The following is a 14,202-nucleotide window of genomic DNA, read 5'->3' as shown; positions in this document are numbered from 1 at the left end:
TAATACAGACTAGAAGGAATATAAAATGTCAATTGACAAACTACTTTAATGAGGTGCTATTATGGAAGATTACTTAAGATTTATACATAATGCGTGGGAAAAATTTATTAATGCTGGATATGTAAGTGACGCTGTAAGGACTGAAATAGCGGAATCTTGGAGAAGGTGTAGAGCTTATGGAGTAGACCATATGAATGGCAGGGGAAGTAATAATCAGAAAATCTCGGTAGAAACTAGAATTGAGGAGAATGCAGAGTTAATTTCGGTGGCAATGCCTGTAATGAAAGGCATATATAATATTGTAGAAGGCTCTGATTTTGCTATAATTTTGGCAGATAGAAATGGATATATTATTCAAGTAATTGGGGATCAAAATGTAATGAGAAAAGCTGAAGAACTAAATTTTGTGAAGGGAAAATTATGGACTGAAGAAGCAGTAGGAACTAATGCTATAGGGACGGCTCTATATTTGAATAAACCTATACAAACCATAGGAGCAGAGCATTTTGGAATAAATCAACACTCATGGACATGTTCCGCAGCGCCTATACATGATGAAGATGGAAATATAATAGGGTGTATAAATATGTCTGGAAACGACTATAATGCACATTCACACACATTGGCTATTGTGACCTCTGCAGCACAATCTATAGAAAAACATCTAGCGTTAACTGTGTCATACAATCTTATGAGCACAACATTTAACTCCATTTTTGAAGGTATGATTGCTTTAGATAAAAATTTAAAGATAAAAAGAATAAATCACAGGGCAGAGGAAATTCTCTCCATAAGCAGTAAAGACATATCAAGTCTCAATATTGAAAAAATATTAAAAAATGTCAACTTTAAAGACATAATGAACGGAAGATGTAAGGGTTATAATAACTTAGAATGTGATTTTAATATAAATAATAATAGGGTTAAATGCAGCATAAATGCAGTACCAATGAAAGTTAATGAAAAGGTAGTGGGAGTAGTCATAACTTTTATGGAAGATTCCAATGTTCGTAAATTAGTAAATAAAGTAATAGGTTACAAAGCTACTTATAGATTTGATGATATGATAACTGTAAATGAGAAGATGAGTGAAATGATTAGAATGGCCAAAAAGGCGGCTAAAACTGAGTGCAATATATTAATAGAAGGTGAAAGTGGTACTGGAAAAGAGTTACTTGCACAATCAATACATAATTATAGTAATAGAGCGTCAGAACCTTTTGTAGCTGTAAACTGTGCATCTATACCTAGAGAATTAGTTGAAAGTGAACTTTTTGGATATGAAAGAGGTGCTTTTACGGGGGCATCAAAAGAAGGACAAACAGGGAAATTTGAATTGGCAGATGGGGGGACCATATTTCTAGATGAGTTTGGAGAATTGCCTTTAGATTTACAATCAAAGTTATTAAGAGTACTAGATAACGGTAAAATCACAAGAGTAGGGGGAACTTATGAAAAACAGCTAAATGTAAGGGTAATAGGGGCAACTAACAGAAGTTTAAAAGAAGAAATAAAAAAGAAAAATTTTAGAGAAGATCTTTATTACAGACTAAGTGTCATAAGTATAAAGACTGTACCATTAAGACAAAGAAAAGAAGATATAGACATTTTAGTAGACTATTTTGTAAATAATCTTAATTATAAAAGTTTGCAGTGTAATAAAAGAGTAAAAAAGTTTTATATAGATAAATTAAAGCAGTATGATTGGCCGGGAAATGTAAGAGAACTCAGAAATGTAGTAGAGAGAGATTATTATTTAAGTGATGGTGACATGATTTCTGTATACTGTGTAGAGGAAAATGTAGTGGAAGAAACTAAGTTACAAGGAAATAAAAGTGAAGACGTAAGTATTATACCTATGCAAATATTAGAGAAACAAACCATAGAAGAAGCTATATTGAAATGTGATGGAAACATGGTTAGAGCCTCGCAGCTTTTAAATATTGGAAGATCTACTTTGTATAGAAAAATTAAGAAATACAATATTAAAAGGTTTGAAAACAATGGTAATCCTATTGATAAATTAGTAAACGAAATGAATCTATGATAGAATATCTATAAAAAAAATAAATTATAAAGAAGGTGTATTATGAAAGATATAATAAAAATAATTTTAGGCAATATATTAATAACATTTTCTTATGCTTTTTTTACTGTGCCAAAAGAAATTATAAATGGAGGTGTGACAAGCTCTGCATTAATAGTTCATTCTTTAATTGGAACAAGTGTAACATCAGTAGCTAACATACTTACAATTGTATTACTAATCAGTTGCCTTGTATTCCTAGGAAAAGAGTATTTTGTTAAGTCTATACTGAGCAGTATATGTTACATATCGTTTTTTAACTTATTTTATTCATTGAAATTTACAATTAATATAAATATAGTGTTAACAATAATTATTTCGGGTGTTTTAGTGGCATTAGGATATTACCTATGTGTATCTTCAAATGCATCTACTGTAGGATTTGACGTTATAGCTTTAATAATTAATAAGAAAAATCCTAAGATAAACATAGCTTCAGCATTAAGAATTATAAATATAATAGTATTGCTTTTTGGGTTTTTAGCATTTGGATATGAATCAATAGCTAAAGGAATAGCTTTTACTATCTTATACTCAAGTATATTAAAGATATTATTTAAAAATGGACTTAAGTTTACACTAAATTCACTTTTGCTGAAAAAGATAGTGCATTAGTTAAATAGAATTTATTGTTTGCTTTCCTCAAGATAATAATGGGTGCAGTGAATTCAGCAATCAAAACTATATCCTATTGGTAAATAAGGTGCGTAGAAATAGTACCTTATTTTTTATATACATAATATTATAAAAATCGTGGAAAGTATAAATAATACTATTGAAAAGAAAGGAGTAGGGTTTGAGAAAACTCTGAAGAAAAGATATGTTTATTCCTAAAAGAATAATATTTGAAAAGGGCTCTTTAGACTATGAAATAGGTAAAAATATATACGATAAATTTAAAGATAACTCTGATATAGAGATAATAAAGGTAACATCTAGGAAGATTAAAGAAAATATTCCTGGTGGAGATCTATATAACTTTTATCGAGAAGGTAAGAAGACATTGGTTGTTGGAGTGAAGAAAGTTGGGAAGTTTCAGTCCTGCAAACCATCAGCCCACTATCAATTGCCGATAGTATCAGGATGCATAGGACAATGCCAGTATTGTTATCTAAATACAAACTTAGGGGATAAACCTTATATAAAAATTAACGCTAATTTAGAGGATGTTTTAGAGCAAGCACAAAAATATATAGAGGAAAGATTACCTGAGGGAACAATATTTGAGGGTTCTGCTACATCAGATCCTGTACCAATTGAGCCTTATACTAATGCTTTAAAAAGGACAATTGAATACTTTGGAGAAAGTGAAAAAGGAAGATTTAGATTTGTCACTAAGTATAGCGACGTAGATACATTACTCGACGCAAAGCACAATGGGCATACGGAAATAAGATTTACACTGAACACAGATAAAGTAATTAAGGAGTACGAAAATAGAACTGCAGCTGCGTCTAAAAGAATAGAGGCTTCTGTGAAAGTTGCCAAAGCGGGATATCCAGTTGGATTCATAATAGCACCAGTTTTTCTATATGACAACTGGAAGGATAATTATAGAGAGTTACTATTAGAGCTGCGTAAGCAGTTACCAAGTGATTTAGGGTATCCTATAATGTTTGAGATAATATCCCATAGGTATACAACTAGAGCAAAGAATATAATACTAGAGGTATTTCCAGATACTACATTACCGATGAATGATGAAGAAAGAAAGTATAAATATGGACAATTTGGATATGGCAAGTTCGTATATACAAAAGAGCAACTACAGGAGATGAAAGAGTTTTTTAAAAATGAGATAGAATCAATATTCGAAAATAATGAAATAAAATATATAATATAATCTTAGTGTGATTATATATAATAACTCTAAAAATATGAACCAATGCTTACAAATAAGCATTGGTTCACTAAGTGTTTTCAAGGTAAAATAGAAACCAAACCTATTGTATTATGGATTGAACTCTACCGATATTACCATCCTCTAGTCTCACCTTAATTCCTCTAGGGTGAAATTTAGAATTTGTTAGTATATCTTTTACGATTCCTCTTGTTAGCTTCCCAGTAGGTTGATCCTTCTTAAGAACTATGTCAACAACCCTTCCAGCATAAATATCTTCTCTTTTTTGTCCATTCATATTTTTATCTCCTTCTTGTGTTTATAAAACATCTTATCTTAGATTGAAGTTATCAACTTTGTATTTATGTTTTGTTATGGGTAGATTATAACACTATTTTTAATTTAAGTGAAATTTATTAAATTTGAAGGGACTATAGAAATACTTTGAAAAGTATAGAATGTTTTTATGTGCAAGAAATAAATATGGTATGTTACTGAAAAATAATGAAACACTTGGCTGAGTGTTTTTCGAATGTGAAATTATTTTCATAAAGGTGAAAATAATATAGACTTTCTTGAAAGAATATATTATAATAAAACTAAGATACTTACTAGATTGCAAACATATTATGTAAGCGATGGTAAAAAACATAGAAATATGTCATGTGAATTATACATATTATATATGTATAGAACTACAATACTATTACTAAAATACTTAATAATAAAAATTATTTCACAGTAGTGAAATTGTTATATAAAGTAATTCCTCTTTTAGTTTTGATAGTTATGATATAATAAATTCATAACATTAAAGTAGGAAAGAAGGAATAGCTATGACAGAAGATGTAGGAAGAAAAATAAAAGAATTAAGGTCTAATAAAGATTTAACATTAAAGGATTTGAGTGCTAAAACAAATTTGTCTATTGGATTTCTATCCCAATTAGAAAGAGGATTAACAACTGTAGCCATTGATTCTCTTAGTAATATTGCTGAAGCTTTAGAAGTTAACTTATCTTATTTTCTTGATGGTCCTAAATGTAATAAAAAAGTTATACTTCGTAGCTATGAAAAAGAGGTATTTCAAGTATACAGCAATCAATTCATACATTACCATTTAACTAATGACGTTGGAGATAAAAGTCTTTTACCAAGGTTAATTGAAATACTTCCAACTAACAGTAAGGAAGATGTTGCGCCATATCCTCATGAGGGTGAAGAATTCGTCTATGTTTTAGAGGGAATACTTACATTGTTTATAAATAATGAGCAACAGGAATTATATCCAGGGGATAGTGCGCATTATAACTCTAATATTGTCCATAATTGGGCGAATTATACAAATAAAACCGTTAAGATATTAACAGTACATACTCCTTGTATTTTTAAGGAAAAGGGTGAAACAAAAACAGAATAGAAGCTTTGTAAATTTTTCAGTATTGGTTTTATTATTTTAGGAAATAGGAGATTTAATCATATATAAGGTATTATACTTGTACCTTATATATTTTAGGGAAGTTAGTTATTTTTTTAACAAAAAAGATTTCTAATTAATAAATTTTAATAGGGGGATAATTAAATGACTTTAGGAACTGTTATAAATATTCAAAAGTATTCTGTACATGATGGACCTGGTATTCGTACAACAGTTTTCTTTAAAGGATGCCCACTAAGATGCTGGTGGTGCCATAATCCAGAAAGTCAAGGTTTAAAGCATGAGGTTATGTTCTTTGAAGAAAGATGTACAAACTGTGGAGTTTGTGCTAAAAGATGTCCGCAAAATGCTATAAAGTTCGAAGGGGAGTATCCAATTGTAGACGAAAGCAAGTGTGTGCTTTGTGGTAAATGTACTGATTTTTGTCCAAATAATGCTAGAGAATACGTAGGAAAAGACATGACGGTACAGGAACTTATGAAAGAAATAATAAAAGATGAAGTGTTTTATGATGAGTCTAATGGAGGAGTTACATTTTCAGGAGGAGAACCTCTAATTCATGCAGACTTTTTAGATGAAGTTTTAAGGAAATGTAAAGATAGGGGAATTCATACGGCTGTGGATACAAGTGGATATGCTTCTTGGGATAAATTTGAAAAGATAGCTGACAAAGTAGACTTATTCTTATTTGATATCAAGCTGATGGATAATGAAAAGCATATAAAATATATAAATACTGAAAACGATTTGATAATAGAAAACTTAAAGAAGCTTTCAAATAAAGGATGCAATATATTTATTAGAATGCCAATTATTGCAGGTATAAATGATGATGATGAGCATATTGATAAAGCTATAGAACTTTTTTCAAAGTTAAATATATTACAGGTTAACCTATTACCTTATCATAAAATGGGTATGGATAAATACAGAAGGCTTAACATGGAATATAAACTATCAGGTAAAGAAAAGCCGCTTGATGAAAAGATGGAAAAAATGTCAAGTAAATTGAAAGAGTTTGGAATAAAAGTTAAAATAGGGGGGTAATCAATCATGATGACTGAAAGAGTAAGAAAGTTAAGAGAACAGAGTCTAAATGCCATTCCTCGTATTTCTATGGAAAGGGCACAAATTGAGGATGAGGTTTATAAAAAGTATGAAGGAAAGGTTTCAATCCCAGTACTTAGAGCACTAGTTTTAAAGGAATTAATGGCAAACAAAAAACTCTGTATTAATGATGGAGAGTTAATAGTAGGAGAAAGAGGAGAAGAACCAGCGGCAACTCCAACATATCCAGAACTATGCTGCCACACTATTGAAGATTTTGACATAATGGATAGACGTGAAAATATATCTTTTAAAGTAAATGAAGAAGCTAAAAAGATACAAGAGGAAGTTATAATTCCGTTTTGGGAAAAAAGATCAATGAGACATAGAATTTTGAAAAGTATGACTGAAGAGTGGAGAGAATGCTATTCTGCAGGGATATTCACAGAGTTTATGGAGCAAAGGGGCCCTGGACATACTACTGGTGATGACAAGATATATAGAAAAGGTTTTTTAGATTTTAAGAAAGATATCGAAAATGCCATTGCAAAACTTAATTTCTATGAAGATGATGAAGCATTGGACAAGAAAAATCAGCTAGAGTCTATGAGTATTGCTTGTGATGCAGTAATGATTTTAGGAGAACGTTACTCAGAATATGCAACGGAATTAGCTGAAAAAGAGGAAGATCTAGTAAGAAAGTCGGAACTTTTAGAAATTGCGAAAGTGTGTGCTCATGTTCCGGCTAATGCTCCAAGAACATTTAGAGAAGCTCTTCAAATGTATTGGTTTGTTCATTTATGCGTAATATCCGAACTAAATCCATGGGATGCTTATAATCCAGGAAGACTAGATCAGCACCTATACCCATTTTATAAAAATGAAGAAGAAGAAGGAACATTAACAAGAGAACAAGCTGAAGAACTATTACAGTGCTTCTGGGTTAAGTTTAATAATCAGCCAGCACCACCAAAGGTTGGAATAACATTAAAGGAAAGCGGAACCTATACGGATTTTGCAAATATTAATGTTGGTGGAGTAAAAGTAGATGGTTTAGATGGAGTTAATGAAGTAAGTTATCTTCTACTTGACGTAATAGACGAAATGAGATTACTACAACCAAGTTCAAACGTTCAAATAAGTAAGAAGAGCCCACAAAAATTTGTAAAAAGAGCTTGTGAAGTATCAAGAGAAGGCTGGGGTCAACCATCTATGTTTAATGCTGACGCTGTCATTCAAGAACTAGTTAGAGCCGGTAAATCAATAGAGGATGCAAGATGTGGTGGAACTAGTGGCTGTGTTGAAGCAGGGGCTTTTGGTAAAGAAGCATATATTCTTACAGGATATTTTAATTTACCAAAGATATTGGAGATAACATTAAATAATGGGATAGACATAATGACTGGTAAAAAATTGGGTATTGAAACAGGGGATGTTACTAAGTTTGAAAGTTATGAAGAAATATTAGAAGCTTTCAAGAAGCAACTGAAGCACTTTGTTGATATAAAAGTACAAGGAAACAGAGTAATTGAAAGATTATATGCAACCCTGATGCCTGTACCATTTCTTTCAGTAGTAACCAGTGACTGTATTTCTAAAGGAAAAGACTACAATGCAGGTGGTGCTAGATATAATACTAGTTATATCCAAGGAGTTGGTATTGGAACAATTACTGATTGCTTGACTGCTATTAAATATCAAGTATTTGATAAAAAAAATATAGCTATGGATGAATTGATGGAAGCGTTAAAATGTAATTTTGAAGGCCATGAAGATGTTTTGAATTTAGTGAAAAATAAAACTCCTAAATATGGTAATGACGATGATTATGCTGATGAAATAATGAGACAGGTATTTGATGCATATTACAATGAAGTGAATGGCAGAAAAAATGGAAGAGGTGGAGTTCATAGAATAGATATGCTTCCAACTACATGCCATGTATACTTTGGAGCAGTTATGGGAGCAAGTGCAAACGGAAGAAAGGCACATGTACCAGTTTCAGAAGGTATTTCACCAGAAAAGGGTGCAGATGTAAAAGGACCTACAGCTGTAGTTAAATCAGCAGCTAAAATGGATCATCTAAGAACTGGCGGAACGCTATTAAATCAAAAATTCGATCCTTCTGTTGTACAAGGAGAAGAGGGATTGAATAATATGGCAAGTTTAGTAAGAGCATATTTTACGATGGATGGTCACCATATTCAGTTTAATGTTATAAGCAGGGAAACTCTTATAGAAGCTCAAAAGAATCCTGACGAGTACAGAGACTTAATTGTACGTGTTGCCGGATACAGTGACTACTTCAATAATCTTGATAAAGTATTACAACAGGAAATAATAGATAGAACAGAGCAGTCTTTTGATTGTGGATGCTGTTAAGTAAAGGAGAAGGATTATGAATAAGATAATAGGATTTATAGGATGCGGCAATATGGGGCAGGCGATGATTGGAGGAATAGTTAAAGCAAATCTAGTTTCTTCAAGTAGTATTATGGTGTCGGACTTAAATGAAAAGAGTTTAAGTGAAGCTGCAGAAAAATATGGTGTAAAAACAACTACAAACAGTATTGAGGTGGCTGGAGACAGTGATATTTTAGTTCTATCAATAAAACCTAATTTATATCCAATAGTTATTAAAGAAATAAGGGATAAAGTTAAAGAGAATGTGGTTATAGTAACAATCGCAGCGGGAAAATCTATCGATAACACTGAAGAGATGTTTGGAAGAAAGCTAAAGGTAGTTAGAGTAATGCCTAATACACCGGCTCTTGTAGGAGAAGGGATGTCGGCATTATGCCCAAATGAAGTAGTAACTAAAGAAGAAATGGAAGAAATAACAAGTATTTTTAATAGTTTTGGGAAATCAGAAATAGTAAGTGAAAAATTAATGGATGTTGTGACTGCGGTTAGTGGTTCATCTCCAGCTTATGTGTACATGTTTATCGAAGCTATGGCAGATGCAGCTGTACTAGATGGTATGCCAAGAAATCAGGCATATAAGTTTGCAGCTCAAGCTGTACTTGGCTCTGCTAAAATGGTACTAGAAACTGAAATGCACCCAGGAGCACTTAAAGATATGGTTTGCTCTCCAGGAGGAACAACAATAGAGGCGGTTGCAATTCTTGAGGAAAAAGGATTAAGAAACGCAGTCATTTCAGCTATGAGAAGCTGTACTAAAAAGTCTAAGGAAATGTCTAAATAGTGATAAAATAACTGAAAAGTCTATCAGGAGGAAAACGGTATGTTTAAAACAAATGAATATTTTGAAGGAAAAGTAAAATCAATTAGCTTTACAACAGCAGATGGCCCTGCAACAATAGGGGTAATGGCAGTTGGGGATTATGAGTTTGGAACATCAAGTAAAGAAATTATGACTGTAACAAGTGGAATGATGTTAATAAAGCTTCCGGAAAGCGACGAATGGAAAGAGTTTAAACAAAATGAAACATTTATTGTGGAGGCAAATAATAAGTTTGGAGTAAGGGTTAAAGAAGAAACAGCATATCTTTGCTTATATAAATAAGATTAGAAATTTCATAGATTATACAAGGGCGAGCATTCCTGAAAAATTAATGGGGTAGGACGTATTGAAGTCGCTTTACTCTTTGCATATGCTAAAGGAATGTTACAAGGATTCATAGTAAAACCTGATTGTCAAGATTGAAAGGAAACTCATCAATCTTAACAATCAGGTTTTGTCTATTTTTTCATCATAACTATGATTTAATCATAGTTTTCTATTTAAATTTAGATTAGATGATAGTAGAATAAGATTAATAAGATGAATTTTACGACAGATATCTATAGGTAAAAGGATTTTAATTTAGAAGGATAACAGCTTAGCATAGCAGAATTGTAAGTATAGAAAGGACGTAAATTAAATGAAATTATTAAATATTCAACAAATGATTATGATTGGCTCAACAGGGCGTAATAGCGGCAAAACCACACTTGCTATAGAACTAATTAAAAAATATAAAAATAAGTTTCCAGTTATTGCATTAAAAATTACAACAATTAAAGAGAAGGATGGAAAATGTCAAAGAGGTGGACAAGGTTGCGGGGCCTGTACTAATATAAAAGAAAACTTTGAGTTGTTAGAAGAAAATAATAAAAATAGAAATAAAGATACTTCATTATTACTTACAGCAGGGGCTGAAAAAGTGTACTGGCTTAAATGCTTAAAGACTCATCTTTATGATGCAATAAAGCTTTTTATGGAACAAGTTCCGGAAGGTACACTAGTTATTTGCGAATCCAATAGTCTTAGAACTGTCGTTGTTCCAGGCAGTTTTATGATGCTTAAGAATATAGAAAATAAGATTATTAAAGAATCAGCTAGTGAAGTAATAGATATGGCTGATGTTGTTATTGAAAATGACTTTGGAAATAGTATTGAGGAATTAGTTAAAAAAGTAGAAGTTGAATATAATGGATTAGATTTTATAATAAAAAATAAACAGTTAAACGAATTCTAAGCTTCAGATGGAGTTAAAACTCCACCTAAAGCTTAGAATTCTGTTTATTAAAGAATAATGAGCTCAACTTAGTAAAGGAATTAAAGTATGGATTTAAAGGAATGTCTGATAACATCTCCACGACTAATGATTCCAACTAATATACCATTATTTTCAACTGGTAGCTTTTTTATATGTCTCTTAGCTAAAAGAGCAGCGATATCCTCAATATCCTCATCCTTTGAAACCTTAAGAACCTTTTTTTGAGCAATGGCAAGAATATTCAAGTCTAGAATTCTTTGTACTCTATCCTCAAAGTCTCCATCATCACCTTGTATAGCAACAACGTAATAAAAAAAATCAGCTACTAAGTTCTCATGTTTGCCGATATATCGCATAATATCTCCGTCACTTATATAAGCAACTATTTTGTTTTTGTCATTTACCACAGGAAGTCCACTAATACGATGCTCAATAAATTTTTTAATAACAGCACGTACCGTATCGCTTTCCTTTACTGTATACACCTCAGTAATCATTATTTCATGAGCTTTCATAATTATTCTCCTTTCATATATGAATTTAAAAACAAATTAATTTTATGGAAAGTTATCAGTTTATTTTTATTTATTCTTTAACAAGTTGTATAATACAATTATATAATTTTATTATACAACTTACCATAATAATGTCACAAATTATAACGCTAGATAAATTAATAGAAGAGGTAATTCTCTAACTTAATAGGCTTAGAATTTATTAAAAAATAATGTTCAGCAATTATCGAGTATAAAAAAGAGTGTAATATAACGAAGTAAATTCGCTGTATTTAACTCTTTTTTCGGTTATTAAAAGAAATAGGAGAAGGAAGCGGTCATATTCCATAAGTAAACAAATATGGTCGTGAAATAATATTTCAAAAAGTAAAATAGATATTGAAATATTATTACGAGTCATATATAATATAAATATATCAAAGAATTAATCTTAATTAAGAAACGATTCAAGTGTCATAACAAATGATAAGGTTTAAAATTATTAAATAGGAGTGATAATATTGAAAATTATTAATCTAGACAATCTTGTCACAGAAGGAGTAAACGCTAACACAACTAATATAGATCAGGTTTCCACTCTGGAAATGGTAAAGATGATAAATGAAGAGGATAAAAATGTTGCATTAGCTGTTGAAAAAGAGCTTAGCAATATAGCAAAAGCTGTAGATGTAATAGCTGCAGCTTTTGAAAAGGGTGGAAGACTTGTATATATCGGTGCAGGGACTAGCGGAAGACTGGGAATACTAGACGCATCTGAATGCCCTCCAACCTACGGAGTGGATGAAAATATGGTTAAAGGTATTATTGCAGGAGGAAAAGAGGCAATATTCAGAGCTGTAGAGGGTGCTGAAGATAGTACTACACTAAGTGTATACGATTTAGAAGGTATTAATTTTAATAAGAATGATGTGCTTGTAGGAATAGCAGCTAGTGGGAGAACGCCGTATGTTATAGGTGGACTAAATTATGCTAAAGAGTTAGGTGCAGTTACTGTAGCAGTTACATGTAATCCAGAATCAGAGATATCTAAAATAGCTCACATTTCTATTGCGCCTGTTGTTGGTCCCGAAGTTGTTACTGGTTCCACAAGAATGAAAGCTGGAACAGCACAGAAGATGGTACTAAATATGTTAACTACTGGATCTATGATTAAAATTGGTAAGGTATATAGAAATCTAATGGTGGACGTACAATCAACCAATGAAAAGTTAGTTGAAAGAGCTAAAAGAATAGTAATTCAGGCTACAGGGGCTTCAAGAGAAGAAGTAGAACCAATATTAGAAAGCACAGATTATAATGTTAAACTTTCAATATTTATAATTAAGTCAAATCTATCAATAGATGAAGCAAAAAGAATATTAGCTGAGAATAAAGGATACATTTCAAAAGCGTTAGAAATTATTAAAGAGAAGGAGGAGATTTAAATGGCAGAAAAAATAACTCCAAAGGATATAGCTAAACAAATATATGATATAGTTGGAGGCAGAGAGAATTTATCTGGAGTTGCACACTGTATGACTCGTTTAAGACTAAACATAGTTGATAAAAGTAAATTTGATTTAAATGACATTAAGAAAGTAGAAGGCGTAATGGGCGTGGTAGAACAAGGAGGACAAGTTCAGGTAATACTAGGCCCAGGAAGAGTAAATAAAGTAGCATATGAGTTTGGCGAATTAGCAGGTATAAAAATAGGAGAAATAGATGAAGCTCAAACTAGAAAAGAAGAAATAAAAGAAAAAAACGCTACTCCATTTAAATTATTTTTAAAGAAGTTATCAAATATATTTATTCCTTTAATTCCTGCTTTTATTGCATGTGGACTTGTAACTGCTATATTAAATATCGTTTTAAAATATAACCCTCAATTTGGCAGTACTACTATGGGTGGAATATTAAAGATAGCTGGTAATGCAGTGTATTATGGATTAAACTTATTTGTTGGTGTTAATGCAGCTAAAGAATTCGGTGGAGCACCAATGCTTGGTGGTGTAATGGCTGCAATTATTTCTCATCCAGATCTAGCAAAGGTTATGTTAGATGGTAAAGCTCTTATGCCAGGTAGAGGTGGAATTATCGCAGTACTATTAGTAGTAGCTTTCTCAAGCTGGCTTGAGAAAAAAGTTAGAAAGATTATTCCAGAAGCATTGGATTTATTCTTAACTCCATTAATAGTAATACTAGTTTCAACTATGATAGCTATATTTGCACTTCAACCAGCTGGTGGGTTAATTTCAGATTCTATAGGAGGGGCTACAAAAGCTGCAATTGCAGGTGGAGGAGCATTCACAGGTTTCATATTAGGAGGAGCCTTCTTACCACTAGTTATGACAGGACTGCACCAAGGTTTAACTCCTATACATGTAGACTTACTTAAGACTACAGGTATAAATCCGTTACTACCTATACTAGCAATGGCAGGAGCAGGTCAGGTTGGTGCAGCAGTAGCAATTTATATAAAAACAAAGAATAAAAGATTAAAGAGAACAATAATATCAGCACTACCAATAGGTATAATGGGAGTTGGAGAGCCGCTTATATATGGTGTAACATTACCATTAGGTAAACCTTTTATAGCAGCATGTATAGGAGGAGCTTTTGGAGGAGCAACTCAGGCTATGCTTAAGGTAGCTTCTACAAGCATGGGTCTATCAGGTCTTCCTCTAGCAGCAATTACTAATAAACCATTGTTATTTATAATTGGGGTATTGGTTTCCTATGCGGCAGGCTTTGTGGCAACATTAGTATTAGGTTTTGAAGATGTAACAGAATAAATAGA

The 14,202-nt window shown here is 31.8% G+C and carries 13 protein-coding genes; 11 read left to right on the top strand and 2 right to left on the bottom strand.

Features of this window, described 5'->3' with window-relative positions; all coding sequences use genetic code 11:
- The first annotated feature begins 61 nt into the window (after nucleotides 1-61).
- From AC0N0V_RS13565 to splB, 3 genes are all read left to right on the top strand, one after another.
- Nucleotides 62-2,047: a sigma-54-dependent Fis family transcriptional regulator gene (locus AC0N0V_RS13565; protein WP_474458550.1), complete on the top strand. Its 1,986-nt coding sequence runs from the start codon at nucleotides 62-64 to the stop codon at nucleotides 2,045-2,047.
- 42 nt (nucleotides 2,048-2,089) lie between these two features.
- Entirely contained in the window at nucleotides 2,090-2,701 is a 612-nt protein-coding gene (locus tag AC0N0V_RS13560; protein WP_474458549.1) for a YitT family protein, read from the top strand.
- A 205-nt stretch (nucleotides 2,702-2,906) separates the two neighbouring features.
- On the top strand, nucleotides 2,907-3,929 hold the full coding sequence (splB, locus tag AC0N0V_RS13555; RefSeq protein ID WP_474458548.1) for a spore photoproduct lyase: 1,023 nt from the start codon (nucleotides 2,907-2,909) through the stop codon (nucleotides 3,927-3,929).
- A gap of 100 nt (nucleotides 3,930-4,029) precedes the next feature.
- Here the strand turns inward: splB and AC0N0V_RS13550 are convergent, their stop codons facing one another.
- A complete protein-coding gene (locus AC0N0V_RS13550) occupies nucleotides 4,030-4,224 on the bottom strand; it encodes a YwbE family protein (protein ID WP_474458547.1) in 195 nt (64 codons plus the stop codon).
- Between the two features lie 538 nt (nucleotides 4,225-4,762).
- Between AC0N0V_RS13550 and AC0N0V_RS13545 the strand changes: the two genes are divergently transcribed.
- The 6 genes from AC0N0V_RS13545 to AC0N0V_RS13520 all read left to right on the top strand — a co-directional run bounded on the left by AC0N0V_RS13545 (nucleotide 4,763) and on the right by AC0N0V_RS13520 (nucleotide 10,890).
- Nucleotides 4,763-5,344, top strand: coding sequence for a helix-turn-helix domain-containing protein (locus AC0N0V_RS13545; RefSeq protein ID WP_474458546.1), 582 nt, complete (start codon nucleotides 4,763-4,765; stop codon nucleotides 5,342-5,344).
- Between the two features lie 162 nt (nucleotides 5,345-5,506).
- Nucleotides 5,507-6,409, top strand: a complete 903-nt coding sequence (locus AC0N0V_RS13540) for a trans-4-hydroxy-L-proline dehydratase activase (protein ID WP_474458545.1) — start codon at nucleotides 5,507-5,509, stop codon at nucleotides 6,407-6,409.
- A gap of 6 nt (nucleotides 6,410-6,415) precedes the next feature.
- Entirely contained in the window at nucleotides 6,416-8,791 is a 2,376-nt protein-coding gene (hypD, locus tag AC0N0V_RS13535) for a trans-4-hydroxy-L-proline dehydratase (protein ID WP_474458544.1), read from the top strand.
- 16 nt (nucleotides 8,792-8,807) lie between these two features.
- Nucleotides 8,808-9,614 (top strand): pyrroline-5-carboxylate reductase, encoded by an 807-nt coding sequence (gene proC / locus AC0N0V_RS13530; protein WP_474458543.1) that lies wholly within the window; start codon nucleotides 8,808-8,810, stop codon nucleotides 9,612-9,614.
- A 39-nt stretch (nucleotides 9,615-9,653) separates the two neighbouring features.
- Nucleotides 9,654-9,935, top strand: coding sequence for a pyrimidine/purine nucleoside phosphorylase (gene ppnP / locus AC0N0V_RS13525; RefSeq protein WP_474458542.1), 282 nt, complete (start codon nucleotides 9,654-9,656; stop codon nucleotides 9,933-9,935).
- 358 nt (nucleotides 9,936-10,293) lie between these two features.
- Nucleotides 10,294-10,890: a hypothetical protein gene (locus AC0N0V_RS13520; protein WP_474458541.1), complete on the top strand. Its 597-nt coding sequence runs from the start codon at nucleotides 10,294-10,296 to the stop codon at nucleotides 10,888-10,890.
- A gap of 80 nt (nucleotides 10,891-10,970) precedes the next feature.
- Here AC0N0V_RS13520 and AC0N0V_RS13515 read toward each other — a convergent pair whose 3' ends face one another.
- Complete coding sequence (locus AC0N0V_RS13515; protein WP_474458540.1) at nucleotides 10,971-11,426, bottom strand: CBS domain-containing protein; 456 nt, start codon at nucleotides 11,424-11,426, stop codon at nucleotides 10,971-10,973.
- A gap of 500 nt (nucleotides 11,427-11,926) precedes the next feature.
- Here AC0N0V_RS13515 and murQ point away from each other — a divergent pair, with 500 nt between their 5' ends.
- Together murQ and AC0N0V_RS13505 are read left to right on the top strand one after the other, a co-directional pair.
- On the top strand, nucleotides 11,927-12,850 hold the full coding sequence (gene murQ, locus AC0N0V_RS13510; protein ID WP_474458539.1) for an N-acetylmuramic acid 6-phosphate etherase: 924 nt from the start codon (nucleotides 11,927-11,929) through the stop codon (nucleotides 12,848-12,850).
- Complete coding sequence (locus AC0N0V_RS13505) at nucleotides 12,851-14,197, top strand: PTS transporter subunit EIIC (RefSeq protein ID WP_474458538.1); 1,347 nt, start codon at nucleotides 12,851-12,853, stop codon at nucleotides 14,195-14,197.
- The last annotated feature ends 5 nt before the right edge of the window (nucleotides 14,198-14,202 follow it).

It is taken from the genome of Clostridium sp. CS1-1, assembly GCF_056135525.1.
Note: the sequence above shows the minus strand (reverse complement) of the source record. Positions and strands in the feature narration are given on the sequence as shown.

Excerpts from the sequence above, each read along its gene's own strand:
- AC0N0V_RS13565 (WP_474458550.1), top strand. The coding sequence starts at position 62 with ATGGAAGATTACTTAAGATTTATACATAATGCGTGGGAAAAATTTATT.
- AC0N0V_RS13560 (WP_474458549.1), top strand. The coding sequence starts at position 2,090 with ATGAAAGATATAATAAAAATAATTTTAGGCAATATATTAATAACATTT.
- splB (WP_474458548.1), top strand. The coding sequence starts at position 2,907 with ATGTTTATTCCTAAAAGAATAATATTTGAAAAGGGCTCTTTAGACTAT.
- AC0N0V_RS13550 (WP_474458547.1), bottom strand. The coding sequence starts at position 4,224 with ATGAATGGACAAAAAAGAGAAGATATTTATGCTGGAAGGGTTGTTGAC.
- AC0N0V_RS13545 (WP_474458546.1), top strand. The coding sequence starts at position 4,763 with ATGACAGAAGATGTAGGAAGAAAAATAAAAGAATTAAGGTCTAATAAA.
- AC0N0V_RS13540 (WP_474458545.1), top strand. The coding sequence starts at position 5,507 with ATGACTTTAGGAACTGTTATAAATATTCAAAAGTATTCTGTACATGAT.
- hypD (WP_474458544.1), top strand. The coding sequence starts at position 6,416 with ATGATGACTGAAAGAGTAAGAAAGTTAAGAGAACAGAGTCTAAATGCC.
- proC (WP_474458543.1), top strand. The coding sequence starts at position 8,808 with ATGAATAAGATAATAGGATTTATAGGATGCGGCAATATGGGGCAGGCG.
- ppnP (WP_474458542.1), top strand. The coding sequence starts at position 9,654 with ATGTTTAAAACAAATGAATATTTTGAAGGAAAAGTAAAATCAATTAGC.
- AC0N0V_RS13520 (WP_474458541.1), top strand. The coding sequence starts at position 10,294 with ATGAAATTATTAAATATTCAACAAATGATTATGATTGGCTCAACAGGG.
- AC0N0V_RS13515 (WP_474458540.1), bottom strand. The coding sequence starts at position 11,426 with ATGAAAGCTCATGAAATAATGATTACTGAGGTGTATACAGTAAAGGAA.
- AC0N0V_RS13505 (WP_474458538.1), top strand. The coding sequence starts at position 12,851 with ATGGCAGAAAAAATAACTCCAAAGGATATAGCTAAACAAATATATGAT.